At 70.4% G+C, this 23,421-nt stretch carries 27 protein-coding genes and 4 tRNA genes; 20 read left to right on the top strand and 11 right to left on the bottom strand.

Features of this window, described 5'->3' with window-relative positions:
• Positions 1-11 precede the first annotated feature (11 nt).
• Genes IE066_RS10875 through IE066_RS10865 form a run of 3 tightly spaced genes read right to left on the bottom strand, consistent with a single transcriptional unit; the run spans position 12 to position 1,374 of the window.
• Positions 12-425 carry a DUF3106 domain-containing protein gene (locus tag IE066_RS10875; protein WP_189449771.1) on the bottom strand — a complete coding sequence of 138 codons (414 nt, stop codon included), beginning with the start codon at positions 423-425 and terminating at the stop codon, positions 12-14.
• Positions 426-430: 5 nt separating this feature from the next.
• Positions 431-826, bottom strand: coding sequence for a hypothetical protein (locus tag IE066_RS10870; RefSeq protein ID WP_189449770.1), 396 nt, complete (start codon positions 824-826; stop codon positions 431-433).
• A complete protein-coding gene (locus IE066_RS10865) occupies positions 823-1,374 on the bottom strand; it encodes an RNA polymerase sigma factor (RefSeq protein WP_189449768.1) in 552 nt (183 codons plus the stop codon). The genes IE066_RS10870 and IE066_RS10865 overlap by 4 nt, the downstream gene beginning before the upstream one ends.
• A gap of 193 nt (positions 1,375-1,567) precedes the next feature.
• Here IE066_RS10865 and IE066_RS10860 point away from each other — a divergent pair, with 193 nt between their 5' ends.
• Positions 1,568-1,867, top strand: a complete 300-nt coding sequence (locus tag IE066_RS10860) for an NAD(P) transhydrogenase subunit alpha part 2 (RefSeq protein ID WP_189449766.1) — start codon at positions 1,568-1,570, stop codon at positions 1,865-1,867.
• Positions 1,864-3,315, top strand: a complete 1,452-nt coding sequence (locus IE066_RS10855) for an NAD(P)(+) transhydrogenase (Re/Si-specific) subunit beta (RefSeq protein ID WP_189449764.1) — start codon at positions 1,864-1,866, stop codon at positions 3,313-3,315. Before IE066_RS10860 ends, IE066_RS10855 begins: the two co-directional genes overlap by 4 nt.
• Here the strand turns inward: IE066_RS10855 and IE066_RS10850 are convergent.
• Positions 3,281-3,715: a hypothetical protein gene (locus tag IE066_RS10850; RefSeq protein WP_189449762.1), complete on the bottom strand. Its 435-nt coding sequence runs from the start codon at positions 3,713-3,715 to the stop codon at positions 3,281-3,283. The two genes, IE066_RS10855 and IE066_RS10850, sit on opposite strands and share 35 nt — an antisense overlap.
• A 98-nt stretch (positions 3,716-3,813) precedes the next feature.
• On the opposite strand from IE066_RS10850, the gene sufT reads away from it, so the two are divergent.
• Together sufT and IE066_RS10840 are read left to right on the top strand one after the other, a co-directional pair.
• Positions 3,814-4,371 carry a putative Fe-S cluster assembly protein SufT gene (gene sufT, locus IE066_RS10845; RefSeq protein WP_189449760.1) on the top strand — a complete coding sequence of 186 codons (558 nt, stop codon included), beginning with the start codon at positions 3,814-3,816 and terminating at the stop codon, positions 4,369-4,371.
• A 473-nt stretch (positions 4,372-4,844) separates the two neighbouring features.
• Entirely contained in the window at positions 4,845-7,064 is a 2,220-nt protein-coding gene (locus tag IE066_RS10840; RefSeq protein ID WP_308427445.1) for a M4 family metallopeptidase, read from the top strand.
• 99 nt (positions 7,065-7,163) lie between these two features.
• Here the strand turns inward: IE066_RS10840 and IE066_RS10835 are convergent, their stop codons facing one another.
• The 3 genes from IE066_RS10835 to wrbA are packed head-to-tail and all read right to left on the bottom strand — an operon-like array spanning position 7,164 to position 8,612.
• Positions 7,164-7,652 (bottom strand): asparaginase domain-containing protein, encoded by a 489-nt coding sequence (locus IE066_RS10835; protein ID WP_189449758.1) that lies wholly within the window; start codon positions 7,650-7,652, stop codon positions 7,164-7,166.
• A gap of 46 nt (positions 7,653-7,698) precedes the next feature.
• Entirely contained in the window at positions 7,699-8,025 is a 327-nt protein-coding gene (locus IE066_RS10830; protein ID WP_189449756.1) for a DUF2069 domain-containing protein, read from the bottom strand.
• The gene (gene wrbA / locus IE066_RS10825) at positions 8,022-8,612 is read right to left on the bottom strand and encodes an NAD(P)H:quinone oxidoreductase (RefSeq protein WP_189449754.1); all 591 of its coding nucleotides are present in this window, start codon (positions 8,610-8,612) and stop codon (positions 8,022-8,024) included. Before wrbA ends, IE066_RS10830 begins: the two co-directional genes overlap by 4 nt.
• Before the next feature lie 99 nt (positions 8,613-8,711).
• Here wrbA and IE066_RS10820 point away from each other — a divergent pair, with 99 nt between their 5' ends.
• From IE066_RS10820 to IE066_RS10805, 4 genes are all read left to right on the top strand, one after another.
• Positions 8,712-9,986 carry a YihY family inner membrane protein gene (locus IE066_RS10820; protein ID WP_189449752.1) on the top strand — a complete coding sequence of 425 codons (1,275 nt, stop codon included), beginning with the start codon at positions 8,712-8,714 and terminating at the stop codon, positions 9,984-9,986.
• The gene (locus tag IE066_RS10815) at positions 9,983-10,528 is read left to right on the top strand and encodes a TlpA family protein disulfide reductase (protein ID WP_189449749.1); all 546 of its coding nucleotides are present in this window, start codon (positions 9,983-9,985) and stop codon (positions 10,526-10,528) included. Before IE066_RS10820 ends, IE066_RS10815 begins: the two co-directional genes overlap by 4 nt.
• Positions 10,525-10,794, top strand: coding sequence for an acylphosphatase (gene yccX, locus IE066_RS10810; RefSeq protein ID WP_189449747.1), 270 nt, complete (start codon positions 10,525-10,527; stop codon positions 10,792-10,794). Before IE066_RS10815 ends, yccX begins: the two co-directional genes overlap by 4 nt.
• A gap of 80 nt (positions 10,795-10,874) precedes the next feature.
• On the top strand, positions 10,875-11,156 hold the full coding sequence (locus tag IE066_RS10805) for a SemiSWEET family transporter (protein ID WP_189449745.1): 282 nt from the start codon (positions 10,875-10,877) through the stop codon (positions 11,154-11,156).
• Here IE066_RS10805 and IE066_RS10800 read toward each other — a convergent pair.
• The 4 genes from IE066_RS10800 to hemA all read right to left on the bottom strand — a co-directional run bounded on the left by IE066_RS10800 (position 11,153) and on the right by hemA (position 15,816).
• Positions 11,153-12,862, bottom strand: coding sequence for an O-linked N-acetylglucosamine transferase, SPINDLY family protein (locus IE066_RS10800; protein ID WP_189449743.1), 1,710 nt, complete (start codon positions 12,860-12,862; stop codon positions 11,153-11,155). The genes IE066_RS10805 and IE066_RS10800 overlap by 4 nt on opposite strands.
• Position 12,863: 1 nt before the next feature.
• Positions 12,864-13,328 carry a GNAT family N-acetyltransferase gene (locus IE066_RS10795; RefSeq protein ID WP_189449741.1) on the bottom strand — a complete coding sequence of 155 codons (465 nt, stop codon included), beginning with the start codon at positions 13,326-13,328 and terminating at the stop codon, positions 12,864-12,866.
• Between the two features lie 61 nt (positions 13,329-13,389).
• On the bottom strand, positions 13,390-14,475 hold the full coding sequence (gene prfA / locus IE066_RS10790; RefSeq protein ID WP_189449739.1) for a peptide chain release factor 1: 1,086 nt from the start codon (positions 14,473-14,475) through the stop codon (positions 13,390-13,392).
• Between the two features lie 66 nt (positions 14,476-14,541).
• Positions 14,542-15,816 carry a glutamyl-tRNA reductase gene (gene hemA / locus IE066_RS10785; RefSeq protein WP_189449737.1) on the bottom strand — a complete coding sequence of 425 codons (1,275 nt, stop codon included), beginning with the start codon at positions 15,814-15,816 and terminating at the stop codon, positions 14,542-14,544.
• 95 nt (positions 15,817-15,911) lie between these two features.
• Here hemA and IE066_RS10780 point away from each other — a divergent pair, with 95 nt between their 5' ends.
• From IE066_RS10780 to IE066_RS10725, 12 genes are all read left to right on the top strand, one after another.
• Complete coding sequence (locus tag IE066_RS10780) at positions 15,912-17,639, top strand: tetratricopeptide repeat protein (RefSeq protein WP_189449735.1); 1,728 nt, start codon at positions 15,912-15,914, stop codon at positions 17,637-17,639.
• Complete coding sequence (gene lolB, locus IE066_RS10775) at positions 17,636-18,259, top strand: lipoprotein insertase outer membrane protein LolB (protein WP_189449733.1); 624 nt, start codon at positions 17,636-17,638, stop codon at positions 18,257-18,259. Before IE066_RS10780 ends, lolB begins: the two co-directional genes overlap by 4 nt.
• On the top strand, positions 18,256-19,125 hold the full coding sequence (ispE, locus tag IE066_RS10770; RefSeq protein WP_189449731.1) for a 4-(cytidine 5'-diphospho)-2-C-methyl-D-erythritol kinase: 870 nt from the start codon (positions 18,256-18,258) through the stop codon (positions 19,123-19,125). The genes lolB and ispE overlap by 4 nt, the downstream gene beginning before the upstream one ends.
• Positions 19,126-19,158: 33 nt before the next feature.
• A tRNA-Gln gene (locus IE066_RS10765) sits at positions 19,159-19,234 on the top strand.
• Between the two features lie 99 nt (positions 19,235-19,333).
• Positions 19,334-20,293 carry a ribose-phosphate diphosphokinase gene (locus IE066_RS10760; RefSeq protein ID WP_189449729.1) on the top strand — a complete coding sequence of 320 codons (960 nt, stop codon included), beginning with the start codon at positions 19,334-19,336 and terminating at the stop codon, positions 20,291-20,293.
• Positions 20,294-20,391: 98 nt separating this feature from the next.
• Positions 20,392-21,015, top strand: coding sequence for a 50S ribosomal protein L25/general stress protein Ctc (locus IE066_RS10755; protein WP_189449728.1), 624 nt, complete (start codon positions 20,392-20,394; stop codon positions 21,013-21,015).
• A gap of 60 nt (positions 21,016-21,075) precedes the next feature.
• Positions 21,076-21,657, top strand: coding sequence for an aminoacyl-tRNA hydrolase (gene pth / locus IE066_RS10750; RefSeq protein WP_189449727.1), 582 nt, complete (start codon positions 21,076-21,078; stop codon positions 21,655-21,657).
• Positions 21,658-21,724: 67 nt separating this feature from the next.
• On the top strand, positions 21,725-22,816 hold the full coding sequence (gene ychF, locus IE066_RS10745; protein ID WP_189449726.1) for a redox-regulated ATPase YchF: 1,092 nt from the start codon (positions 21,725-21,727) through the stop codon (positions 22,814-22,816).
• A gap of 80 nt (positions 22,817-22,896) precedes the next feature.
• A tRNA-Tyr gene (locus tag IE066_RS10740) sits at positions 22,897-22,982 on the top strand.
• Positions 22,983-23,045: 63 nt separating this feature from the next.
• A tRNA-Gly gene (locus tag IE066_RS10735) sits at positions 23,046-23,119 on the top strand.
• A gap of 32 nt (positions 23,120-23,151) precedes the next feature.
• A tRNA-Thr gene (locus tag IE066_RS10730) sits at positions 23,152-23,227 on the top strand.
• 106 nt (positions 23,228-23,333) lie between these two features.
• A partial coding sequence (locus IE066_RS10725) for a GTP-binding protein (RefSeq protein WP_033473206.1) occupies positions 23,334-23,421 on the top strand: 88 nt, incomplete at its 3' end.

Raw genomic sequence — 23,421 nt, 5'->3', positions numbered from 1 at the left:
CAGCGGATCGGTCAGTTCTGCCGGTTCTGCGACTTCAACCAGGCCTTGCGCTGCTCGGGCGTCATGTTGCGAAGCTTCTCGCGCATCGCTTGGCGCTGTTCCGGCGGCAGGTTGCGCATGCGGTCGAAAGCCGCGCGGGCCTGCTCGCGCTCCTGCGGCGACATTCCCTGCCAGCGCTCCATGCCGCGGCGTGCCTGTGCGCGCTGGGCCGGCGTCATCGTGCGCCAGCGCTGGGCGTGGTCCCACATGCGGGTGCGGTTCTGCGGGCTCGCGTTCCAGCGCTCGCGCAGCGGAGCGATCAACACCTCGCGCTGGGCGGGCGTCAGTCGGTCCCATTCGGGCAGCGGCGCCGGGCGCGACTGCGCGGCGGCGGGAAGGGCCGCGGCGAGCAGCAGGGCGGACAGGAGGGCGGCGGTTCGCTTCATGGCTATCACTCCGTGCGGGCCGGGCCGCCATCGCCCAGCCACAGGTAGAAATCGGGATCCTCGATCAGGTCGGGGCTGATGCTTTCGGCATCGGCCGAGCCGAGCGCGGCCAGGCGCGGCGCGTCCGACGCGGGGCGGACGGCGGCCACCTGCGCCGGCGGCTGCACTGTCGACGGCGGATGCAACTGCACGACCAGCGCCAGCGCGAGGCCGGCGGTCGCCATGCCGGCCCAGGGCAGCAGGCCGCGCGACGCACGCCGCGGCGTTGCGCCCTGCAGCGCCTCGCGCCGACGCAGCGCGAGCTGCGCCTGCACGCGCGGGGAGAGGTGGTCCAGCGACCGCGCATGGACGTCGCGCATGCGGGCGTCGAGCGCGTCGCCGGCGGTGTCGTGTCGGCTCATCGGAAGTCCTCCAGTTGCTTCGACAGGGCGTCGCGCGCGCGGGACAGGTGGGTCTTGACCGAGCCTTCGCTGCAGCCCATCACCCGCGCCGTCGTGCCGACGTCCAGTTCCTCCAGTACCCGCAGCGTGAATGCCTCGCGTTGGCGCGCGGGCAACTGCTGAAGGGCCTCGGCGAGGCGCGTGTACGCCTCGCGCGAATCGTTGCTGCGCGACGGATCCGGCCCCGGGTCCGCCCAGTCCACCGCGCCCTCGTCCCCGGCCGGCGCCGGCAGCACCCACTTCAGCCGGAAAGTGCGGCGGCGCTGCTGGTCGATGATCCGGCTGCGCAGCACGCTCCAGAACAGCGGCGTCCATTCCGACGGCGGGCGCTGCGCGTAGGCCAGCATCTTCACCATCGCGTCCTGCACCGCGTCGAGCGCGTCCTCGCGGTGGCGCAGCCCGAGCTCGGCGAAGCGGAAGGCGCGCGTCGACACCGACGCCAGGAAGGCGTCGAGCGTCTGCGGCGCGTCCGGCGCGTCGTCCTCGATCACGGCCGCGGGCACGCTCATGCGCCTCCGGAGCCCCGGTCGGGCAGGACGCTGGTGGCGGCGATGTGCATGGGCGGGCTCCGGCGGACTCGTCGGCGGCGCGAACGCGGCCGGCGCAGGGGTGGAAACGCGCGTGCGGCCCGGTGGTTGACGCATGGCGGGCCGGATTCAGGCGTCGTTATGATGGGCGCAACCGGGGATGGGGAGTGTCGCCGTGTCGGACGGGTTCGTCGCGCTGTACATCTTCATGCTCGCGGCGATCGCGGGCCACGTGATCATCTCGCGCGTGCCGGTGATCCTGCATACGCCGCTGATGTCGGGCAGCAACTTCATCCACGGCATCGTGCTGATCGGCGCGATCGTGGTGCTGGGGCATGCCGACACCACGCTCGAGAAGGCGATCGGCTTCGTCGCCGTGCTGCTGGGTGCGGGCAACGCCGCCGGCGGCTACGTGGTCACCGAGCGCATGCTCGAGATGTTCAAGCCGTCCAGGAAGCCCGGGAGCGAGGCATGAACCCGTTCGAGGGCCCGGACCAGGCGCGGCTGTTCGTCGCCGCCGTCGCGTATCTGGTCGCCGCCACGCTGTTCCTGCTCGGGCTGTCGCGCATGGCCTCGCCGGTGACCGCGCGCAGCGGCATCCGCTGGGCGGGCGCGGGCATGGTGATCGCCACGGCGGCCACGTTCCTGCTGCCCGGCCTGCACAACCTCGGGCTGATCCTGGTAGCGCTGGCGCTGGGTACGCTGTTGGCGTGGGTGTCGGGCAAGCGCGTGGCCATCACCGACATGCCGCAGATGGTGGCGCTCTACAACGGCATGGGCGGCGGCTCGGCGGCCGCCATCGGCGCGTTGGAGCTGCTGCGCTGGTCGTCGCTGCGCGAGTCCGCCACGCTCGCCAGCGCGGCAGGCGCGACACCGCCGGCGCAGGCATCGACCACCGCCATCGTGCTCGCGGTGATCGGCGCGCTGATCGGCGCGGTTTCGCTGTCGGGATCGGTGATCGCCTGGGCGAAGCTCGACGGCCGCCTCGACCGTCGTTTCGTGTTTCCCGGCCAGCAGTTGTTCAACGGCCTCGTGTTCCTCGCCACGCTCGTACTCGCGGTGATGATCTGCGCGCAGTTGGGCATGGACGCCATCGTCGCCTTCTTCGCGCTGGCGCTACTGCTGGGCGTGCTGATGACGCTGCCGATCGGCGGCGCCGACATGCCCGTGGTGATTTCGCTCTACAACGCATTCACCGGGCTCGCCGTCGCGCTCGAAGGCTACGTGCTCGGCAACGAGGCACTGATCATCGCGGGCACCATGGTCGGTGCCGCGGGCCTTCTGCTCACGCGGCTGATGGCGAAGGCGATGAACCGGCCGATCCGCGGCGTGCTGTTCGGCTCGTTCGGCGCGGGCGGGGAAGCGCAGGAGATCACGGGCAGCCAGAAACCGATCGAGGCGGGGGACGTCGCCGCGCTGATGGCCTACGCCGAGCGCGTGGTGATCGTGCCGGGCTACGGCATGGCCGTCGCGCAGGCGCAGCACAAGATATGGGAGCTCACGCAGAAGCTCATGGAGCGCGGGGTCAAGGTGAAGTTCGCGATCCACCCGGTGGCCGGTCGCATGCCCGGCCACATGAACGTGCTGCTGGCCGAGGCCGGCGTGCCCTACGACCTCATCGCCGACATGGACGACATCAATCCGGAGTTCAAGAACACCGACGTCGCGCTCGTGATCGGCGCCAACGACGTGGTCAACCCGGTGGCGAAGACCGACCCGGCGAGCCCGATCTACGGCATGCCGATCCTGGACGTGGTGGACGCGAAGAACGTGGTGGTGATCAAGCGCGGCCGCGGCACGGGCTTTGCGGGCATCGAGAACGCGCTCTTCTATGCCGACAACGCGCGAATGCTGTTCGGCGACGGCGCGGCGATGGCGGCGGCGCTGGTCAGCGAGCTGAAAGCGCTAGACGGCGGGCATTGAAGAACGGCCAGCCGGCCGAGATCGCCAGCGCCAGCACGACCCAGACACCGTCGCGCCAGTCGTTGGCCAGGCCCGCCAGCGTGCGCGCGTGGTGCAGGCCGAGCTTGGCCATCGAGGCCAGCGGCCCGGTGCCGAGCGGCCCGCCGAGATGGATGGCGATGATCGACCAGTTGGCCAGCACGACCAGCGCGGCGGTCGACAGCGTCGCGAGCGTGGCCCGCGCGGCGACGCCCATGCGCGGCGCGAGGCCCAACACCCACAGTACGTCGATCGCGCCGACCACCGCCATGAAGCTGCACTGGCGACCCGAGTACAGCGCGGCGAGCGTCCACAGCGCCGCGAAGCCGGCGACGACGAGCGGAAGCAGGAGCCAGGCGAGGGCGGGGCGGGTCGTCGGCATCCGGGCGGTCGGTCGAGCGGCCGCACAGGATAGCTGCCGGACAGGGAGGCGGCGCGAAACCGGACTAGAATGGTGCTGGTTCCAAGATGGCCCCGCCGATGTATTCCCGTTCCAGCGAACCCGTCCGCTTCGAGCGCGACTGCGCCGCCGTGCTCGTCCCGCAGGGCGAGGCCGTGACCCTGCCCGCCGGCAGTGTCGGCTACATCACGCAGGCGCTCGGCGGCAGCTTCACCGTCTTCGTCGAGGGCAACCTGTTCCGCATCGCCGGCCGCGACGCCGACGCGATCGGCAAGGAGCCGCCGGAGCCGCTGGAACTGGCCGAGGACGCCAGCGACGAGGCCGTCGAGAAGCTCGTCTGGCAGCAGTTGCGGACCTGTTTCGACCCCGAGATCCCGATCAATGTGGTCGACCTCGGGCTGGTCTATTCGGTGGAGATCGACCATCGCGAGGACGACGCCTCGCAGCGCGTGGTGCGCGTCGAGATGACGCTGACCGCTCCGGGCTGCGGCATGGGCGACGTGCTGGTGGCCGACGTGCGCGACAAGCTGGAGCTGATCCCGACCGTGGCCGAGGCGGACGTCGAGCTGGTATTCGACCCGCCGTGGAACCGAACGATGATGTCCGAGGCCGCACGCCTCGAAACCGGGATGTTCTGAGCGGACGGGCCGTCGGCCGACGGGCGACCGCCTGCTGGATGGCGCTCAAGCATCGGTGCTCTGGGGCTCGGGCTTCCTGTGCGCACGCCCCGGGCGACGTTGGTGCCTGAGCCCATGCCTTCGGGCAACCTGTGAAGCGACGGCCAGGCGGGTCGAGCGTGGGGAATCTTCGTGTCCAGCCGACGAACGGTCGCCCATTGTGGCTGCTGCAATGCGGCAATCATCACTGTTTGCCGCGGCTGGCGCGCATGGCGACGCCGGCAAGCTATTGAATTTCCTGGGGCATGGCCGGGTAACGTAAACCGCTCGTCGGACCGGACAGAAAAATCCGGATTCTTCTGGCGCATCGCGCTGGCGCCGGGGCATTGTCGGCGGGACGCAGAAGGATCGCGTCCCACCGTGCCCGGCCCGCTGCCCCGCGATACGGGCTTCCCGCCGTCGAACCCACGACGTACCCGTCCCAAGGATCTTCCATGTCGAAACCGACTTCCCGCCTGCTGGCGCTCTCCCCCCTCGTGCTCGCGATCGTCGCGGGCAGTGCCGGCGCCGCCACCCGTACCGATCTGCACCGCATGCCGGCCGGCAAGGTCGGGCAGCAGTACAGCGCCGCCACCGCGACGCTCGGCGCCGCCCCTGTCGCCCGCGACCGCCATGCCGAACTGGTCGGCGTGGATTCGCTGTCCGCGCTGAAGCAGGTCGGCTTCGTGCAGGAGCGAGACGGCTCGCAGCACTACCGCTACCAGCAGACGTTCCGCGGCATCCCGGTGTTCGGCGAGAACATCGTGGTGAGCGAGAAGGCCGGCGCCGTGCGCGCCATGTTCGGCCGCAGGGTCGAAGGCCTGGCCGCCGAGATCCCGGCCGGCGCCACGCGCCTGTCCAACGCGGGCGCGCTCGACATCGGCAAGCGCGCCGCGCACGGCCAGAAGATCGCCGCGATGAAGACGCGCAACGAGAAGTCGGAGCTGATGATCTTCATCGACGACGCCGGCAAGGCGCACCGCGCGTTCGTGGTGTCCTACTTCGCCGAGCGCGACGGCGGCGGCGATGCGTCGCGTCCGTTCGTGATCGTCGATGCCGACAGCGGCGCGGTGCTCAAGCGCTGGGAAGGCCTCACCACCGCCGAAGTCGGCACGGGCCCCGGCGGCAACGCCAAGACCGGCCAGTACGAGTACGGTTCGGGCGGCCGCTACGGCTACCTCGACGTCGCGCAGTCGGGCACGACCTGCACGATGAACAACGCCAACGTGAAGACGGTGAACCTCAACGGTGGCACCAGCGGCAGCACGGCGTTCTCGTACACCTGTCCGCGCAACACGGTGAAGACCATCAACGGCGCGTACTCGCCGCTCAACGACGCGCACTACTTCGGTGGCCTGATCACCAAGATGTATCCGGCCTACACCGGCTACAACGCGCTCAACTTCCAGCTGGTCATGCGCGTGCACTACTCGTCGAGCTACGAGAACGCGTTCTGGGACGGCCAGTACATGAGCTTCGGCGACGGCAAGAACACGTTCTATCCGCTCGTCAGTGCGGACGTCGCCGGCCACGAGGTCAGCCACGGCTTCACCGAGCAGCACTCGAACCTGACCTATTCGGGCCAGTCGGGCGGCATCAACGAAGCCTTCTCCGACATGGGCGGCGAAGCCACCGAGTACTACTGGAAGGGCAGCAACGACTTCAACGTCGGCACCGAGATCTTCAAGTCGACCGGTGCGCTGCGCTACATGTGCAACCCAAGCCAGGACGGCGCGTCGATCAACAACGCGTCGCAGTACACCAACGGCATGGACGTGCACTACTCGTCGGGCGTCTACAACAAGGCGTTCTGCACGCTCGCCAAGACCTCAGGCTGGAACACGCCGACCGCGTTCAAGGTGTTCGCCCGCGCGAACGCCCTGTACTGGACCGCTAGCAGCACGTTCAACTCGGCGGCCTGCGGCGTCGAGACCGCGGCGCAGGATCTGGGCCTGAGCAAGGCGGACGTCACCGCGGCGTTCACCTCGGTCGGCGTGAGCTGCTCGGGCGGCAGTGGCGGTGGCGGCACCACGACGGCGCTCACCAACGGCACGCCGGTCAGCGGCATCTCCGGCAGCGCCGGCAGCGCGAAGTACTACTCGCTGGTCGTGCCGTCGGGCGCTTCGAACCTGACCTTCAAGACCACGGGCGGTTCGGGTGACGTGGACCTCTACGTCAAGCTCGGCTCCAATCCGACGACGTCGAGCTACACCTGCAAGTCCGAGGCGAGCAGCTCGACCGAGACCTGCACGATCGCCGCGCCCACGGCCGGCACGTACTACGTGCTGCTCAACGGCTACTCGGCCTACTCCAACGTCACCCTGACGGGCAGCTACAGCACGGGCGGTGGCGGCGGTGGCGGCACGGTGCTGACCAGCGGCGTGCCGGTGAGCCTGCCGTCGGTGGCTGCGGGCGGCGTCTCGGCGAACTACACGCTGAGCGTTCCGGCCGGCAAGACGAGCGTGGTGTTCACGATCTCCGGCGGCACCGGCGACGCGGACCTGTACGTCAAGCTCGGCTCCGCGCCGACGACCTCCTCGTACACCTGCCGTCCGTACCTCAGCGGCAACGCCGAGACCTGCACGATCAACGCGCCGACCGCCGGCACGTACTACGTGAACGTCCGCGCGTACTCCGCGTACTCCGGCGTCACGCTGAAGGGCACCATCAACTGACGGCGACGCGCGCCGGCTCCGGCCGGCGCGCTACCCGCGGAAAACGAAGACCCCGGCCGCGAGGTCGGGGTCTTTTCTTTCGAGGCGCGTGCGAGGTGCCTATTCGATCGGCTCGAAGCGGTTGGCCTCGACGTTCTTGCGAACCTTGGTCGGCTCCCAGATGCGGCCGTTCATGGCGATGTAGACGCCCGGCGGCAACGCCTGCACGGCCCCAACCGCGGTGCCGATGTTGAACTCGGCGTCCGAGCCGCGGAAGCGCGCGGGGTTCAGCGCGCCGGTGAGCACGATGGTCTTGTCGGTCAGCGAGGAGAGCACCTGCGCGGTCTGCACCATGCTGTCGGTGCCGTGCGTCACCAGCACGTGGCGGCAGGGCTGCGCGGCGATGGTCGCGCGTACCAGCTCGCGGTCGGAATCGGTGATGTGCAGCGAGTCCTTGCGCAGGATCGGGATCACGTTGAAGCGGAACGCGACACCGAGCTCCTCGAGGATGCGCCCGATCTGCGGCTCGCCGACCTGGAAGTCCGACTTGTCGTCGAAGTAGATCTTGTCGATCGTCCCGCCGGTGGTGACGATGCAGAGCGAATCCATGGTGCGGTCCAGGCGTCGGAGGACGCGGATTATAGGCCGCGCCCGCTCAGCGCCGGCGGCCGAAGCGCGCGCACAGGCCGGGCAGGCTGCCCGCGATCACGATCGCCAGCGACAGCACGACTTCCGCCAGCGCCCAGCCGCGCTCGGCCGGGCGCGACCAGGCCACCATCACGCCGTGGCTGAACCAGGCGAGCGCGAGCACGCCCGACCAGAAGCCCGCGGTACGGCGCGCGAGCGCCACCCCGGCAAGACAGGCCAGTACCGGCAGCGCGAACACGGCGGCGGCGATCCATTCGTCGAGGCTGCCGAACCACGCGAGGTAGAGCACCGCGAGCAGCGCCAGCGACGCGATGAGGACGCTGCGCGCGCTCATGCGAGCCTCGCCGCGATCTGCGCGATGCGACGGCCAAGCGCGCGCGCCAGCTGCGCCTCGTCCTCGTCCACCGGCGCGTCGTCGCCCGTGCCGGCGACGTGGCTCGCGCCGTAGGGCGTGCCGCCCGAGCGCGTCGAGCTCAGCTTCGGCTCGGTGAACGGAATGCCGGTGATCAGGCAGCCGTGATGCAGCAGGGGCAGCATCATCGACAGCAGCGTCGACTCCTGCCCGCCGTGCATCGTCGACGACGAGGTGAACGCGCCCGCGGGCTTGCCGACCAGCGTGCCGCTGGCCCACTCGCCGCCGAGGCCGTCGATCCAGTACTTGAGCGGCGCGGCCATGTTGCCGAAGCGGGTGGGGCTGCCGATCACCACGCCCGCGCATTCCTGCAGGTCGCGCGGCTCGACGTACGGGGAGCCGGACTCCGGCACTGGCGGCGCGGCCGTGCTGGTGACCGCCGCGACCGGCGGCACCGTGCGTAGACGTGCCTGCATGCCGTCGACTTCCTCCACGCCACGCGCGATCTGGCGCGCGAGGCGGGCGACGGAGCCGTTACGGCTGTAGTAGACGATGAGGACGTCGGGCATCGGGCGACCGCGGCGTTGAAGGACGCGGAGGATAACGCGTCGCTCACGTCCGCCGCCGGCGACGTCGCGCAAGCGGCCGATCGGGTAGGCTGCGGCGCGATGGAGCCGCCCTACCTGCTCAGCCTGTTGAGCCCGCGCCTGCGCGACCGTGCGCGTGCCGTGGCGTTCTTCCGTTTCCTCGCGCGTCGTTTCCTCGACGACGACCTGTTCCAGGCCGCGGGCGCGCTCGCGTTCACCACGTTGTTCGCGCTGGTGCCGCTGTCGATGGTGATCTTCGGCGTGCTGTCCGCCTTCGAGGCGCTGCGCCCGCTGTCGAGCCAGCTGGCCGACTACATATTCTCGAACTTCGTCCCGGGCGTGGCGCGTTCGGCGCAGAACTACCTGCTGGAAACGGCGGCCGCCAACAAGGGCAAGCTCACGGCCACCGGTGTCGTGGCGCTTGTGCTCTCGCTGCTGGTCACCTTGACGGGCGTGGAGCGCACGTTCAACGCGATCTGGCGGGTCAAGGCCGGGCGACCGAAGCTCGGGCGCTTCCTCGTCTACTGGACGGTGTTCACGCTCGGCGCGGTGTTCGCCGCCGCCAGCCTCGCGCTCTCGGCGCGCTTCTTCGCGCTCGCGCTGTTCGCGACGCGCGCCGGCCATGCGCTGGAATCGTTTCTGTTGCAGCTCACGCCGCTGCTGATCGAGGTGGTGGCGTTCGCGGCCATCTACCGCGTGGTGCCGCATCGCACGGTGCGCTGGCGGCACGCGTTTTCGGGCGCGGTGCTGGCCACGCTCGGCTTCGAGGCGGCGAAGTGGGCGATGGGGGTCTACCTCACCAGCTTCGACAGCTACGCACGCATCTACCAGCAGCTGGCGATCATCCCGATCTTCATGCTGTGGATGTACTTCGGCTGGCTCGCGATCCTGCTCGGCGCGTCGTTCGCGGCCTCGCTGTCGGCCTTCCGCTACCAGCCCGCCACGCAGCGGCTGCCGGAGGGCTTCGAGATCTACGGCCTTCTGCGCCTGCTCGCGCGTTTCGACGAAGCGCGGCGCAGCGGCGAGGGCCTGCATGTCGACGACATCCAGCGCGTGGAGCCGATGCTGACCGATGCACTGGCGCAGCAGTTGCTCGCGCAGCTGTCGACGATCAACGTCGTGCGGCGCGCGGAAAGCGGCGAGTGGCTGCTTGCGCGCGATCTCGACGAGGTCAGCCTGGCCGAGCTGTACGAAGCCTGCAGCCTGCGCATCCCGATCGCCGAAGCCCATCTGCCGCATCGCGACGACGCGATCGGCCACCATGTCGCGAAGGCCATCGACGAGCTGCGCCTTCCGCTGCGCGACGTGCTCAGGCGTCGCGTCACCAGCGTCTGGAATTCCGGAGAGTCCGCATGACCCGAATCCTAGTCCTCGCCGCCGCGCTGCTGGCGGGCCTCGCCGCCTGCAGCCGCGACGAGCCTGCGCCCGAACAGCCCGTCGTGCAGGTGGAGGCGAAGCCGAGTCAGCCGCAGCCCGTGCAGGCCGTGCAGCCACGCCTGCAGGTGACGACCGTGGACGGCGCGACGTTCGACCTCGCGCGGCACCGCGGGCGCTTCGTGGTGGTCAATTTCTGGGCGACCTGGTGCGGGCCCTGCCTGAAGGAGATGCCCGAGCTCTCGAAGCTCGCCGAGCGCGGCGACGTCGACGTGATCGGCCTCGCCTACGAGGAGATCGAGCCGGACGCGATGCGCGCGTTCCTGAAGACGCGGCCCGTGTCCTATCCGATCGCGATCCTCGATACCTACAAGCCGCTGCCCGACTTCGAGACGCCGCGCGGCCTGCCGATGACTCTGCTGATCGCACCGGACGGACGCGTCGCGATGAAGGTGGCGGGTGCGGTGACGGTGGCGGCGATCGACGAGGCCATCGCGCGCCACGCGTCGGACGCGCAGGGATGAGCGCCGCGCGCTTCCTCGTCAGCGGGCGTGTGCAGGGCGTGGCTTTCCGCGCGCATACGCGGCACGAGGCCGAAGCGCTCGGGCTGGCGGGACATGCGCGCAACTTGGCGGACGGGCGCGTCGAGGTGCTCGTGCACGGCGAGGCGCAGGCGATCGAGCGCCTCGCCGGCTGGCTGCGCCAGGGCCCGCCGCTCGCGCGCGTGGACGACGTGGTGCGCGATGCGGTCGTCGACATCGACGCGCCCCGTGGCTTCACCATCGGCTGAACGCGTCCGCGACGCTTCACCACGCTCCGACGCGATGCACGGGACGCTGCGCGCATGCACGCAGCACGACTCCGACGTCCATGACGCCCACCGACCTGATCGGCTGGGCCGCGTCCGCCATCCTCATCGCCACGCTGGGCCGGCAGGTCTACACGCAGTGGCGCGAACGCAGCACCGAAGGCGTGTCTCGCTGGCTGTTCATCGGGCAGATGTGCGCGAGCGTCGGCTTCGTGGTCTACAGCTGGCTGCTCGACAACGGCGTGTTCGTGTTCACCAACGCGGTGCTGCTGCTGACGGGCGTCGTCGGCCAGCTCATCTACCGCCGTAATCGCCGGCTCGCCGACGCGCAGGAATCGGCCTAGGCGGCGCCCGACGCGCGGCCTTCGCGCCAGGCCAGCACCATGCGCCGCGCGATCGCGGCGAAGTCGTCGGCGAAGCGCGTCATGTCGAACAGCGGCGAACGTTCGCGGGCGTCGGCCAGGCGGGTCTTCAGGGCCGCGCGCGCATCGGCGTCGCGGCCGAGTTCGACGGCGATCCGCACGAAGGCCGCGTCGTCGTCCGCAACCAGCTCGGTCAGCCCGAGCGCCGTCAGCAGGCTCGACGCCACGCGCGAGGCGAAGGTCGCGCCGGGACACGTGACCACGGGACAGCCCGCCCAGAGCGCGTCCGACGCGGTGGTATGCGCGTTGTACGGATTCGTGTCGAGGAACAGATCCGCGAGCTGCAGGCGCGCGAGGTAGGCCGTGTGCGGCTGCTTGGGCATGAACACCAGGCGCAGGGGGTCGATGTCGGCTGAGGCGGCTTGTGCACGCAGGCGCTCGTCGGCGCGGCCAGGGCCGGACAGCAGCCATAGGACGCTGTCCTCGACCGCACGCAGCACCTCGAACATGCGGCCCATGCTGCGCGGGTTCAGCTTGTAGCTGTTGTTGAAACAGCAGAACACCACGCCGCTCTCAGGCAGGCCGCATTCGCCGCGCGGCGGCGGCGGTGCGAGCGCGCGACGGGTGTCCGACGGCTGGAACGCACGCGGCATGTGCACGACGGTTTCACTGAAGTGCGGCGCGAGCGCGGCTGGAAGCACCACGTCGTCAGCGAGTATGTAATCGATCCACGGCGCGCCCGAGGTGCCGGGATAGGCGAGCCAGTTCACTTGCACGGGTGCCGGCCGCATCGCCAGCACTTCCGGCGCGCCGCCGCCGCCCCAGCCGCGCAGGTCGTACAGCACGTCGATGCTCGCGTGACGGATCGCCTCGGCGACGACGCGATGCGGGCGCAGTGCGACGTCGTGCAGTTGCGTCGCGGCGGCAAGGCGCCGGCGGACCGGGCTGGCGTCGTCGGGGTTCAGCGCGAACAGATGTGCCTCGACGCCGTCCACGTCCGCCAGCGCCTCGAGGAAGGCGACGGTGAGCAGGCCGGTGGGATGCGCGCCGAAGCCGTTGGACAGGAAGCCGAGCCGGATCGGTTCGCCCTCGCGCGAGGCGCGCTCGACCGGCGGCATCGGATGGAGCGACGACGGAATCATCGCCGCGCGCAGTCGCGCGCACTGCAGCTGTTCGGCGGGCGTCGCGTCCTCACTCAGGAAGGCGAACGGCTCCACTGCGGCCTGGCGCTGGCGCACGGCGGCGCGCACCTGCGCCGACAGCGAATCCACGTCGCGCCAGTCGCAGAGGCGACGCCGCGCGGCGAGCAGATAGCCGGCGACCATCGGCTCGTCGGGCAACAGGCGGTGCGCATGCGCGAAGGCCTGGGCAGCGTCCTCCACGCGGCGCACGTCCTCCAGTGCATGACCGAGCCAGACGGCGATGCCGGGATGACCCGGTGCGCCGGCGGCCGCGCGCAGCAGCGTATCGACGGCTTCGTGCTGCCGGCCCAGCAGCGACTGCGCGCGACCGAGCCGCGCGAGTGCTTCGGGATGACCCGGCGCGAGCGCGAGTGCGCGTTGCGCGGCGCGCTCGCCGGCGATGGCGTCGCCCGCGTCGAGCTCGGCCTCGGCCAGCACGCACCAGGCGATCGCATCGCCGGGCGCGCGCTGCACCTGCAGGCGTGCGTGCTGCCGTGGATCGCTCATGTCAGACGGGCAGTTGCAGCTTCGCGAGGTCGAGCGAGTACCACTGCGTGGCTTCTTCCTCCCAGCCCGCGTCGCGGTAGAGCGCACGCGCCGGCAGGTTCTCGCGCGCGGTCTCCAGCGCCACGCGCACCGCGCCGGCGGCCTTCGCGGCCACGGCCGCGGCTTCGAGCAGGCGGCGGCCTACGCCAAGCCGGCGCGCGTCGGTGTCGACGTAGAGATCGTTGAGCACCCAGACCGAGGCCATGCGCACCGAGGAGAACATCGGGTAGAGCTGCGCGAAGCCGACGGCGTCGTCGCCGTGCTCCGCGAGCAGCACCAGCGACTGCCGGTACTCCATGCGCTCGGCGAGGAAGGCGCGCGCGGCGGCGCGGTCGGAGGGCTGTCCGTAGAACTGGCGGTACGCGTCGAACAGGCGCGCGATGGCGTCGAGGTCGTCGGGCGTCGCGGTGCGGATGCGCAGGTCCATGGTCGGGGCCGGGCGATGGATGCGTCGATTGTCGCCGCTCGCCGCGGGTGACGACACCCCGTCAGCCGCCGGAGGTCAGGCGCGCGAGTTCGTCGGCCTGGTGTTCCTGCTGCAGGCGGTCGAGCAGCGCGTCCAGCCCGCCTTCCATCACGTTCGGCAGGTCGTACAGCGTGAGCCCCTCGACGCGGTGGTCGGTGATGCGGCCCTGCGGGAAGTTGTAGGTGCGAATGCGCTGGCTGCGATCGCCGCTGCCGACCTGCAGCTTGCGCGTCTCCGCCTGTGCCGCCGCCGCCTTCGCGGCCTGCGCTTCGGCCAGCATCGCGCGCAGGCGCTTCATCGCCTTGTCGCGGTTCGCGTGCTGGCTGCGCTCCGTCTGGCTCTCGACGACCAGGCCCGACGGGATATGCGTGATGCGGATCGCCGAGTCGGTCTTGTTGACGTGCTGGCCGCCGGCGCCGGAGGAACGGAAGGTGTCGACGCGCAGGTCCGCGGCGCTGATCTCGATCGGCGCCTCGTCGGCCTCGACGGGAATGATCGCCACCGTCGCGGCGGAGGTGTGGATGCGGCCCTGCGATTCCGTTGCCGGCACGCGCTGCACGCGGTGCGTGCCGGATTCGAACTTCAGGCGCGAATACGCGCCCTGGCCCTCGACGCGCGCGATCACTTCCTTGAAGCCGCCGTGCTCGCCGGGATTCGCTGATTCCACCTCGATGCGCCAGCCCTGGCGCTCCGCGTAGCGCGAATACATGCGGAACAGGTCGCCCGCGAAGATCGCCGCCTCGTCGCCGCCGGTACCCGCGCGCACCTCCAGGTAGAGGTCGCCGTCGTCGCGCGGGTCACGCGGGATCAGGTGCGACAGCAGCTCGGTTTCCAGCTGCGCGAGGCGCTGCGTGGCGACATCTATCTCGTCGTCGGCGAGCTCGCGCATCTCCGGGTCGTCGCGCATCGCCTGCGCGGCGTCGAGGTCTTCACGGGCGCGCTGCTCGGCCGCGAGCGCGGTGGCGACCGGCTCGAGTTGCGAGAACTCGCGCGAGAGCCGGCGGAACTGCGCGGCATCGTTGATGACGGCGGGATCGGCGAGCAGGCGCTCGAGCTCCTCGCGGCGTTCGGCCAGGGCTTCGAGCTTGCGGCGCAGGGACGGGTTCATGCGGATTCCGGGCGACGGGACGGGGCGGCCCGCACGCGGCGGGCCGGACGGCGACGGACCGGGTCGCTAGGCCTCGCCGTTGCGCGGCGCGTCGGCCGGCGCTTCGGGAAACAGGCGCTCGGTGGCGCGGGCGAGGTCGCCATCACCCTGCGCGGCGGCCTCGCGCACGGCCACGGTGGGCGCGTGCAGCAGGCGGTTGGTCAACGTGTGGGCGAGGAATTCGAGCGCGTCCTCCGGCGACATGCCGGCGGCAAGCTGCTGCTTCGCCCTGGCCAGCACCTCGGCACGTGCGGCCTCGCCATGCGCGCGGATGCGCTTGACCGGCTCGGTACGACCGCTGGCCTCGAGCTTCTCGCGAAAACGCGCCACCTGCAGCTCGACGATGGCCTCGGCCTCGTCGGCGGCCTCGCGACGGCTGCGCCGGTTCTCCTCGATCGCACGTTCGAGGTCGTCGACGGTGTAGAGGAATACGTCGTCCAGCAGCGCGACGTCGGCGGCGATGTCGCGCGGCACGGCGAGGTCGAGCAGCAGCATCGGCCGGCGACGGCGCGCGGCGAGCGCGGCGTCGACCTGCGTCGCGTGCAGGATCGGCTCGCGGCTGGCGGTCGCGCTGATCACCACGTCGGCCTCGGGCAGGTGCTTGTCGAGGTCGCCCAGCGGCAGCGCATAGCCGCCGTGACGTACCGCGAGTTCCTGCGCGTGCGCGAGCGTGCGGTTGGCGACCAGCAGGCGCCGGGTGCCGGCCTGCACGAGATGGCGCGCGGCGAGTTCGATGGTTTCGCCGGCGCCGATCAGCAGCACGGTGGACTGGCCGAGCGCCGCGAACGATTCCTGCGCGAGCTTCACCGCGGTCGACGCCACCGACACCGGGTTCGCGCCGATGCGCGTGTCGGTGCGCGCGCGCTTGGCGGTGGTGAACGCGTGCTGGAACAGGCGATCGAGCCGGTTGCCGAGCGTGCCGGCGGCGCGCGCCGTCGCCCAGGCGTCCTTCACCTGGCCGAGGATCTGCGGCTCGCCCAGAACCAGCGAGTCGAGCCCGGTCGCGACGCGGAACAGGTGCCGCACCGCGTCCGCCTCGTGGTGGCGGTAAAGGTAGGCGTGCAGGTCGGCGCCGACGCCCGAGCGGCGGGCGAGCCAGTCGGCCAGCGCGGCCTCGTCGTCGGCCGCCTCGGCGTACAGCTCGGTGCGGTTGCAGGTCGACAGCAGCGCGACCTCGCTGACGCCGGGCAGGGCGCAGACCTCCGCCAGCGCACTGCCCAGCGCATCACCGGCAAAGGCCACCCGTTCGCGCACGTCGACGGGCGCGGTGGCGTGGTTGAGGCCGATGACGTGGAAACCCATTCGTTACAGGAGCCTGCGCTAAGCTGCGGCGGCAGCGCCCGTCATTCTACCGGTGCGGGTGCTGCCCCCTCTGAGACTCAGTATCCCGGGTGCGCATGCCTCACGTTTTGCGTTCGATCAAGCGGATGGGCCTCGCGCTCGCGGTGTCGATCGCGCTGCCGGCGATGGCCGCCAAGGCGCCGGCGGCGGCCGACCTGCCGCTCGAGCCGCTGCTGGCCGGCGAGTTCGCGCTGCAGGCCGGGCGCCTCGACGAGGCCGCCAATAGCTACCTGCAGGCCGCGCGCACCGCCCGCGACGCCGCGCTCGCCGAACGCGCGACGGGCATCGCGCTGGTCGCCAAGGACGACCGCCGCGCCGCCGAGGCGCTGAAGCTCTGGCGACAGCTGCTCGGGCCGGCTGCGGCCACGGCGCCGCAGATCGACGTCGCCGAGGCCACGTTGGCGCTGCACCGCGGCGACGACGCCACCGCCATGCGCGAACTCGCCGCGCTGTTCGCTCGCCCGGGCGATGGCTGGAAGACGGCGATCGGCACTCTTGCGGCCGGCGCGAAGACCCCGAAGCAGGTCGCCGGCGTGATCGGCCGCCTCCTCGACGCCAAGGCCGTGCCGACCACGCTGCCCGCATGGCTGGCGCTCGGCGGCCTCGCGCAGCGGCTGCAGCAGCCGGCGCTGGTCGAGCGCATCGTCGACGACGTGATCGCCCGCTTCCCCGGCGATCCGCGCGTCGCGCTGCTCAAGGCCAGCCAGCTGCGCGACGACGGCAAGCAGGCCGAGGCCCGCGCGGTGATCGACGGCCTGCGCGACGCGGCCTCGGCCGATGCCGAGCTGCGCCTGCTGGTCGCCCGCGAATACGACGCGCTGGGCGACGCCGCCGCGGCCGCCGACACGCTCGCCCGCGGCCCACAGGACGACCAGACCTACGCGCTGCGTGCGTCGCTTTACGCGCGCGCCGGGGACAAGACCCGCCTGCAGCAGCTGTACGACGAGCTCGCGCGCGACGCGCAGCGGCCGCAGCCCGATCGCCGCCTGCTGCTCGGCCAGCTGGCCGAGTACCTCAAGCATTTCGACGCCGCGCTGGACTGGTACGGCAGCGTGCCTGGCGGCCCGCAGCGCTTCACCGCGCGCCTGCGCACCGCCAACGTGCTGCACGAGCTCGGCCGCAGGAAGGAGGCCGTGGATACGCTTCGCGCCCTGCAGCAGGACGCCACCGCCGAGGACGACGTGCGCAGCGACGCCTATGCGCTGGAAGCCGCACTCTGGCAGAAGGACAGGGACGACGCGCGCGAGATGGACGCCTTCGCCCGCGGCCTTGCCGAGTTCACCGACGATCCGGACCTCCTCTACGCCCGCGCGCTGGCCTGGGAGCGCCGTGACGACGTCGCCCGCGCCGAGGCCGACCTGCGCCGCATCCTCGTCGCGCAGCCCGACAATGTCGCCACGCTCAACGCGCTGGGCTACACGCTGGCCGACCGCACCACGCGCTACCAGGAGGCGCTGGAGCTGATCAATCGCGCCCGCGCGGCCGAGCCCAACAACGCCGCCATCGTCGACAGCTACGGTTGGGTGCTCTACCGCCTGGGCCGCCCGGCCGAGGCGATCGTCGAGCTGCAGCGTGCCTACACGTTGCAGAAGGACGCCGAGATCGCCGCGCACGTCGGCGAGGTGCTGTGGGTGCTCGGTCGCCAAGACGAGGCACGCGGCTATTTCGAGGAGGCGCGCAAGCTCGATCCCGACAGCCGCGCGCTCGCCCGTGCGCTGGAGAAGACCGGCGCCACGCTGCCGCCGGCGCCCGCGAAGCCGGCGGCCGGAGGGAAGGGCGAATGAGCCGTTTTCGCACCCGTGTTGCCGCGCTGCTTGCCGCGGGCCTGCTGGCCGGCTGCGCCACGGCGCGCATCGAGGCGCCTGCCGTGCCTGCCGCCGAGGCCGAGGCGCGCCAGCTCGAGCGCGAGCGGACGATGGCCGCGGACACCGACTGGGGTTTCGAGGGCCGCGTGGCGATCTCCAACGCACGCGATGCCGGCAGTGGCCGGCTCGAATGGCGCCAGTCCGGCGCGCGCTTCGAGGTGTCTCTGACCGCGCCGATCACGCGGCAGGGCTGGCGCCTGAGCGGCGGCCCCGGCGGCGCGACGCTCGACGGCCTGCCGGGCGGCCCGCGCGAAGGCGGCGACGCCGAGGCCCTGCTGCGCGAGGCCACGGGCTGGGAGATCCCGGTGCGCTCGCTGCCGTACTGGGTCCGCGGGCTGCGCACCGACCCGCGCGGCGCCGTGCTGCAGTTCGGCCCCGGCGGCCGCCCGTCGCGCCTGAGCGAAGGCGGCTGGACGATCGACTACAGCTGGCCGGCCGACGCGCAGGCCGAGCTGCCCAGCCGCGTCGAGGCCCGCCGCGACGACGCCCGCGTGCGCCTCGTCGTCGACCGCTGGACCGACGGCGCCGAGGCCCCATGACCCACGGCTGGACCGCCTGGCCGGCCCCGGCCAAGCTCAACCTGTTCCTGCACATCACCGGCCGCCGCCCGGACGGCTACCACGAGCTGCAGTCGGTCTTTCGGTTGCTCGAATGGGGCGACACCGTGCGGTTGCGGGTTCGGAGCGATGGCGGCATCCACCGCGTCGGTGCCTCCGCCGTAGGCGTCGAAGAGCAGTCTGATCTCGCCATACGTGCGGCCAAAAGGCTGCAAGATGCCGCCAAATGCAGCCAAGGCGCTGATATCTCGCTTGAGAAGCGCATTCCGACCGGCGGCGGCTTCGGCGGCGGCTCATCGGACGCCGCGACGGCGCTGGTCGCACTCAACCGGCTCTGGGGTCTGCACTGGCCGCTGCAGCGGCTGGCGGAACTCGGGCTGTCGCTCGGGGCCGACGTGCCCGTCTTCGTGCTGGGGCGCAATGCCTGGGCCGAGGGCGTGGGCGAACGGCTGCGTCCGATCCGCCTGCCGCCGGCCTGGTACGTGATCGCCGAGCCCGGCGTCCACAGCCCGACCGCTGCGCTGTTCGCGGCCCCCGATTTGACGCGCGATTCACCGCCCTTGAAAATGGCGGACTTCGTTGCGGGGGGCGACCTCCGGAGTGGCCGGTTCGGAAATGCCTTCGAACCCGTCCTGCGCGCGCGCGAGCCGGTGGTCGACGCCACGCTCTCTGCGCTGTCGCAGGTGGGTCGGGCCCGACTGACCGGCACGGGCAGCGGTTGCTTCGTCGAGTTCGCCACGCGCGAGTCGGCGGAGGCCGCGATCCGCCGGCTGCCGCCGGCCCTGCGTTGCCGGCTCGTCGCCGGCGCCGTGGTGTCGCCGCTGCACCGGGCACTCGCCAGAACGTAGGCGTCGCCCAGGTGGCGTCGGGTTTTCGACAACAGGGGCGTCGCCAAGCGGTTAAGGCACCAGGTTTTGATCCTGGCACGCGAAGGTTCGAATCCTTCCGCCCCTGCCATTAGCGACGGATGCCGTCCGACAGCGCGTAGCGCGCGTCCCCGGCCTCCCGGTGTGCATCAGACCGAATTCCGAATTTCCGTCCCGAACCCCGGCCGCCATGCACAAAGATCGCAACCTCCTGGTCTTCTCCGGCAACGCCAACCGGCCCCTCGCCGACGCTGTCTGCAAGGAGCTCGGCGTGCGCATGGGCAAGGCGCTCGTCGGCAAGTTCTCCGATGGCGAAGTGCAGGTGGAGATCGAGGAGAACGTCCGCCGGCAGGAAGTGTTCGTCATCCAGCCGACGAACGCGCCCACCGCCGAGAACTTCATGGAGCTGCTGGTGCTGATCGACGCGCTCAAGCGCGCCAGTGTCAGCAGCATCACCGCCGTCGTGCCGTACTTCGGCTACGCCCGCCAGGATCGCCGCCCGCGCAGCTCGCGCGTGCCGATCACGGCCAAGGTGGCGGCCAAGATGTTCGGTGCGGTCGGCACCGATCGCGTGCTCACCGTCGACCTGCACGCCGACCAGATCCAGGGCTTTTTCGATATCCCGGTCGACAACGTCTACGCATCGCCGCTGCTGCTCGCCGACATCTGGCGCGCGCACGGCACCGACAACATGGTGGTGGTCTCGCCCGACGTCGGCGGCGTGGTGCGCGCCCGCGCGATCGCCAAGCGCCTCGACGACGCGGACCTCGCGATCATCGACAAGCGCCGGCCGAAGGCGAACGTCGCCACGGTGATGAACATCATCGGCGACGTGGACGGCAAGACCTGCGTGCTGGTGGACGACATCGTCGATACCGCCGGCACGCTCTGCGCGGCGGCCATGGCGCTCAAGGAGCGCGGCGCGCGCAAGGTCGTGGCCTACTGCACCCACCCCGTGCTGTCGGGCGCGGCGATCACCAACGTCGGCGGTTCCGCGCTCGACGAGCTGGTGGTCACCGACACGATCATGCTGTCCGAGGCGGCGCGGGCATGCCCGAAGATCCGCCAGCTCAGTGTCGCCGAGCTGCTGGCCGAAACCATCCGCCGCGTGGCGTTCGGCGAGTCGGTGAGTTCGCTGTACGTCGACTGATTTCCGCGGCGCAAGCCGCACCTCCACTCACCTGGTCGCGGGTGAGTGACATCGCCGCCGCGAGGCGGTTTCCATCGCAGTAACAGTGAGTAATCGAAATGTCCGATCACACCATCAAGGCTACCGGCCGCAGTGACAAGGGGAAGGGTGCGAGCCGCCGCCTGCGTCATGCCGCCGCCATCCCGGCCATCGTCTACGGCGGCAACGCCGAGCCCAAGCAGATCCAGCTCGAGCACGAGAAGATCTGGCTCGCCAGCCAGAACGAGTGGTTCTACGCGTCGATCCTGAACCTCGACATCGACGGCAAGGTCGAGAGCGTGCTGCTGCGCGACATGCAGCGCCATCCGTACAAGCAGCAGATCATGCACCTGGACTTCCAGCGTGTTGACGCCAACCAGGCGCTGCGCGCGTCGGTGCCGCTGCACTTCCTCAACCAGGAGAAGTCGCCGGCCGGCAAGTCCGCCGAGGTCGTGGTCACCCACGAGCTCAACGAAGTGACGGTCAGCTGCCTGCCGAAGGACCTGCCGGAGTTCATCGAGGTCGACCTCGCCGCGCTCAAGCAGGGCGACATCGTCCACCTGTCGGACATCAAGCTGCCGTCGGGCGTCGAGATCCCCGAGCTCAAGCTGGGCAAGGAGCACGACGTCGCGGTGGTCATCGCCAAGGCCGCCCGTACGGCGGACGAGGACGAGACCCCGGCCGCGGAAGGCGACCAGAAGTAATCGCGTCATGCGGACGGGCCGGCCCTCGCGGTCGGCCCGTTCGTATTTGCGGATCGAGCGATGGCAGGCCTGAAACTCATCGTCGGACTGGGCAACCCCGGGCCCGAGCACGCGCGCCAGCGGCACAACGCCGGGTTCTGGTTCGTGGACGAGCTCGCGCGCAGGTGCGGCGGCAGCTTCCGCGTCGAGTCCAAGCTGTTCGGCGAAACCTGCAAGGTCGAGATCGGCGGACAGAGCGTGTGGCTGCTGAAGCCCGCGACCTTCATGAACCTCTCGGGCAAGTCGGTCACCGCCGCGCTGCGGTTCTGGAAGATCGAGCCGGAGGAGGCGTTGCTCGCGCACGACGAGCTGGACCTTTCGCCCGGCACCGCGCGGCTCAAGTTCGACGGCGGCCACGGCGGCCAGAACGGCCTGCGCGACACCATCCGCCTGCTCGGCCACGCGAAGTTCCACCGGCTGCGCGTAGGCATCGGCCATCCGGGCCACAAGGACAAGGTCGTCGGCTGGGTGCTCGGCAAGCCTTCGCCAGCCGATGAGACGCTGATCCTGCGTTCGATCGACGACGCCATCGACGTCATGCCGCTGGCCGTTGCCGGCGACATCAACGAGGCGATGAAGCGCCTCAATACCGCGAAAGCCTGAGCGGGCATGCGCAAGCGCCGGTGATCCGCCGCTTGCGCATTTCCGTTCGAATCACTGGAGCCACGCCATGGGCATCAAATGCGGCATCGTCGGCCTGCCCAACGTCGGCAAGTCGACCCTCTTCAACGCGCTGACCAAGGCGGGCATCGCCGCGGCGAATTTCCCGTTCTGCACGATCGAGCCCAACGTCGGCGTCGTGCCGGTGCCGGATCCGCGCCTCAACCAGCTGGCCGAGATCGTCAAGCCGCAGAAGGTGATCCCGACGGCCGTCGAGTTCGTCGACATCGCCGGCCTGGTCGCCGGCGCCGCATCGGGCGAAGGCCTGGGAAACAAGTTCCTCGCGCACATCCGCGAGGTCGACGCGATCACGCACGTGGTGCGCTGCTTCGAGCATCCGGACGTCATCCACGTCGCCAACAAGGTCGACCCGATCGCCGACATCGAGACGATCGACACGGAACTCGCGCTCGCCGACCTCGAGTCCGTCGACAAGGCCCTGCAGCGCGCCGAGCGCTCGGCCAAGACCGGCGACAAGGACGCGAAGGTGCGCGTCGAAGTGCTGGCGCGCATCCGCGCCGGCCTCGACGAGGGCAGGGCCGCGCGCAGCCTCGGCCTGTCGGACGAGGACAAGGCGGCCGTTCGCGACCTGTTCCTGATCACCATCAAGCCGGTGCTCTACATCGCGAACGTCCTCGAGGACGGCTTCGAGAACAACCCGCACCTCGACGCCGTGCGCGCCCGTGCGGCTGCCGAGGGCGCCGAAGTAGTGCCGGTCTCGGCCGCGATCGAGGAGGAGCTCAGCCAGCTCGACGACGCCGACCGCGACGCGTTCCTGACCGACCTGGGTCTCGAAGAGCCGGGCCTCAACCGCGTGATCCGCGCCGCCTACAAGCTGCTGGGCCTGCAGACCTACTTCACGGCCGGCGTGAAGGAAGTCCGCGCCTGGACGGTCAAGGCCGGCTCCACCGCCCCGCAGGCGGCCGCGGTCATCCACACCGACTTCGAGAAGGGCTTCATCCGCGCCGAGACGATCGGCTTCGACGACTTCATCAAGTACAAGGGCGAAGCCGGTGCGCGCGACGCCGGTCGTCTGCGCCTGGAAGGCAAGGAGTACCGCGTCCAGGAAGGCGACGTGCTGCATTTCCGCTTCAACGTCTGACCGCCGGTTCGGCATCCGCTAGAAGAAGTGAACGATCCGTTGACTTGCCGGATCGGCTCCGCCAGAATTGCGGGCTCTCCGGAGGGATACCCAAGCGGCCAACGGGGGCAGACTGTAAATCTGCTGGCTTACGCCTTCGGTGGTTCGAATCCACCTCCCTCCACCAGTTTCATGTTTCAACCGCAGGCCTTACCAACCGGCGGCGCAAGACCCAAGCGGTTCGTCCGGCGCGGGAGTAGTTCAATGGTAGAACCTCAGCCTTCCAAGCTGATGGTGCGGGTTCGATTCCCGTCTCCCGCTCCATTGAAGCTGCGACAGACATCCGCAAGTTCCACGCTCACGTAGCTCAGTCGGTAGAGCACCTCCTTGGTAAGGAGGAGGTCGCTGGTTCGATTCCAGTCGTGAGCACCATGCTGTAGGCGGATCCTTCCGCAGGAGTCCCGGCCATCGGGGCCGGACTCGTCACCAGAGCAATCCACCGTACGCCTCCCGCGAGGCGCCCCAACGAGACGGAACCATGGCCAAGGGTAAGTTCGAGCGCACCAAGCCCCACGTGAACGTGGGCACGATCGGTCACGTGGACCACGGCAAGACGACGCTGACGG

The organism is Cognatilysobacter xinjiangensis, assembly GCF_014651995.1.
Classification (GTDB): domain Bacteria; phylum Pseudomonadota; class Gammaproteobacteria; order Xanthomonadales; family Xanthomonadaceae; genus Cognatilysobacter; species Cognatilysobacter xinjiangensis.
The sequence above is the reverse complement of the archived record's forward strand: the minus strand, read 5'-3'. Positions and strand labels throughout refer to the sequence as shown.

Bases quoted from the DNA above. Each gene is read 5' to 3' on its own strand.
- IE066_RS10875 (WP_189449771.1), bottom strand. From the start codon at position 425: ATGAAGCGAACCGCCGCCCTCCTGTCCGCCCTGCTGCTCGCCGCGGCC.
- IE066_RS10870 (WP_189449770.1), bottom strand. From the start codon at position 826: ATGAGCCGACACGACACCGCCGGCGACGCGCTCGACGCCCGCATGCGC.
- IE066_RS10865 (WP_189449768.1), bottom strand. From the start codon at position 1,374: ATGAGCGTGCCCGCGGCCGTGATCGAGGACGACGCGCCGGACGCGCCG.
- IE066_RS10855 (WP_189449764.1), top strand. From the start codon at position 1,864: ATGAACCCGTTCGAGGGCCCGGACCAGGCGCGGCTGTTCGTCGCCGCC.
- IE066_RS10850 (WP_189449762.1), bottom strand. From the start codon at position 3,715: ATGCCGACGACCCGCCCCGCCCTCGCCTGGCTCCTGCTTCCGCTCGTC.
- sufT (WP_189449760.1), top strand. From the start codon at position 3,814: ATGTATTCCCGTTCCAGCGAACCCGTCCGCTTCGAGCGCGACTGCGCC.
- IE066_RS10840 (WP_308427445.1), top strand. From the start codon at position 4,845: ATGTCGAAACCGACTTCCCGCCTGCTGGCGCTCTCCCCCCTCGTGCTC.
- IE066_RS10835 (WP_189449758.1), bottom strand. From the start codon at position 7,652: ATGGATTCGCTCTGCATCGTCACCACCGGCGGGACGATCGACAAGATC.
- IE066_RS10830 (WP_189449756.1), bottom strand. From the start codon at position 8,025: ATGAGCGCGCGCAGCGTCCTCATCGCGTCGCTGGCGCTGCTCGCGGTG.
- wrbA (WP_189449754.1), bottom strand. From the start codon at position 8,612: ATGCCCGACGTCCTCATCGTCTACTACAGCCGTAACGGCTCCGTCGCC.
- IE066_RS10820 (WP_189449752.1), top strand. From the start codon at position 8,712: ATGGAGCCGCCCTACCTGCTCAGCCTGTTGAGCCCGCGCCTGCGCGAC.
- IE066_RS10815 (WP_189449749.1), top strand. From the start codon at position 9,983: ATGACCCGAATCCTAGTCCTCGCCGCCGCGCTGCTGGCGGGCCTCGCC.
- yccX (WP_189449747.1), top strand. From the start codon at position 10,525: ATGAGCGCCGCGCGCTTCCTCGTCAGCGGGCGTGTGCAGGGCGTGGCT.
- IE066_RS10805 (WP_189449745.1), top strand. From the start codon at position 10,875: ATGACGCCCACCGACCTGATCGGCTGGGCCGCGTCCGCCATCCTCATC.
- IE066_RS10800 (WP_189449743.1), bottom strand. From the start codon at position 12,862: ATGAGCGATCCACGGCAGCACGCACGCCTGCAGGTGCAGCGCGCGCCC.
- IE066_RS10795 (WP_189449741.1), bottom strand. From the start codon at position 13,328: ATGGACCTGCGCATCCGCACCGCGACGCCCGACGACCTCGACGCCATC.
- prfA (WP_189449739.1), bottom strand. From the start codon at position 14,475: ATGAACCCGTCCCTGCGCCGCAAGCTCGAAGCCCTGGCCGAACGCCGC.
- hemA (WP_189449737.1), bottom strand. From the start codon at position 15,816: ATGGGTTTCCACGTCATCGGCCTCAACCACGCCACCGCGCCCGTCGAC.
- IE066_RS10780 (WP_189449735.1), top strand. From the start codon at position 15,912: ATGCCTCACGTTTTGCGTTCGATCAAGCGGATGGGCCTCGCGCTCGCG.
- lolB (WP_189449733.1), top strand. From the start codon at position 17,636: ATGAGCCGTTTTCGCACCCGTGTTGCCGCGCTGCTTGCCGCGGGCCTG.
- ispE (WP_189449731.1), top strand. From the start codon at position 18,256: ATGACCCACGGCTGGACCGCCTGGCCGGCCCCGGCCAAGCTCAACCTG.
- IE066_RS10760 (WP_189449729.1), top strand. From the start codon at position 19,334: ATGCACAAAGATCGCAACCTCCTGGTCTTCTCCGGCAACGCCAACCGG.
- IE066_RS10755 (WP_189449728.1), top strand. From the start codon at position 20,392: ATGTCCGATCACACCATCAAGGCTACCGGCCGCAGTGACAAGGGGAAG.
- pth (WP_189449727.1), top strand. From the start codon at position 21,076: ATGGCAGGCCTGAAACTCATCGTCGGACTGGGCAACCCCGGGCCCGAG.
- ychF (WP_189449726.1), top strand. From the start codon at position 21,725: ATGGGCATCAAATGCGGCATCGTCGGCCTGCCCAACGTCGGCAAGTCG.